This is a genomic window from Halorubrum tibetense, from assembly GCF_042661865.1.
Classification (GTDB): domain Archaea; phylum Halobacteriota; class Halobacteria; order Halobacteriales; family Haloferacaceae; genus Halorubrum; species Halorubrum tibetense.
On sequence record NZ_JBHSWW010000488.1, the window covers coordinates 1 to 1096 of the forward strand.

The 1096-nt window shown below is 70.4% G+C and carries 1 protein-coding gene and 2 pseudogenes; 2 read left to right on the forward strand and 1 reads right to left on the reverse strand.

Translation table 11 applies throughout. The features are described from left to right. Positions 1-277, forward strand: a pseudogene (locus ACFQEU_RS16400) (hypothetical protein); the annotation flags it as partial. A gap of 98 nt (positions 278-375) precedes the next feature. Beyond that, positions 376-684, forward strand: coding sequence for a DUF7344 domain-containing protein (locus tag ACFQEU_RS16405; RefSeq protein ID WP_379783897.1), 309 nt, complete (start codon positions 376-378; stop codon positions 682-684). Positions 685-746: 62 nt separating this feature from the next. Here the strand turns inward: ACFQEU_RS16405 and ACFQEU_RS16410 are convergent. Continuing rightward, a pseudogene (locus tag ACFQEU_RS16410) lies at positions 747-1096 on the reverse strand (hypothetical protein); the annotation flags it as partial.

Genomic DNA, 1096 nt, shown 5'->3' on the forward strand with positions numbered 1-1096 from the left:
CGCGGGCGCGCTCGGTGACCCCTCCGCCGTCCGACTCGGCGGGGGCGCGGTCCTCTGTGTCGTCGGCGTACTCGGGCTCCGGGACGACCGCGACTGGGAGACGCTTCGCGGGACGCGCCCCGTGGAACTCCTTCGACGGGCGTTCGAACCTCCGGAGCCGCCCGGCACGGACGCGACCGGCGAGAACACGGACGCGACCGACGCCCACGACGACCCGAACACGGTCGGTTCACACACGGACGCGGACACGACAGAGCCACGCGTCTCGGACCGCTAACCACGGCGAGGGAAGGGCCGATCGGAGGGGGTTGACCCCGATCCGTCCGTAGCTTTATTTCTACGCAGTATGTGAATAGAGATACACCGAGAATCACCATGGTCCACGACACGATCACCACGCACGCGCCGGAGCCAACGGCCACGCAGCGACACAGTGTCGTCGCGGGGCTCGTCGACGACACCGTCGAAACGGTCGCGGACCTCTACCCCCGGGGCCGAGCGGAGGAGATCGAGACCGCGCTCCGGGAGACGCATCTACCGGCATTACAGGAGGCCGGGTACATCGAGTGGGACCCCGAGACGGGCGAGATCGAGCCCGGGCCCAACTTCGAGGAGGCGGCCGCACACGTCGAAGACCTCCCCGCGCCGTCGATCGAGATGAAGTCCGGCTCGGCCGACGACTGAGACGGCGCGGACCTGGCGTTCCTCCAACGTCCGTCTCCGGCGACCCGACCCCGACCGCGCCGTTACTCGTCGGTGAACCGGTCACGTTCCGCGAGCGCGTCGTCGGAGCCGTATCGCTCGACGAGCGGCTTCGCCGCCTCGCCCAGCGCGCGCATACACGCCGCCGTCGAGACGTAGCCGAGCTCGTCGGCGACGGCCGCCCACGGACGGCCCTGTAACACCTTCCGGACGAACAGCCGTTCCTCTCGCGCGTCGAGGATCCCGTGGGCGTCGTCGCCAGCGTCCATCCTCCACGAGGCGTCGTCGCCAGCGTCCCCCCTCCACGAGGCGTTCTCGCGTGCGTCGCTCGCGCCGTCCGCCCCCTGTGCCGGTCCCGTGCCGCCGACCAGCGTCGCCATCGCGAGGTCACGGA

Coding starts and splice junctions, on each gene's coding strand:
- ACFQEU_RS16405 (WP_379783897.1), top strand. CDS start 376: ATGGTCCACGACACGATCACCACGCACGCGCCGGAGCCAACGGCCACG.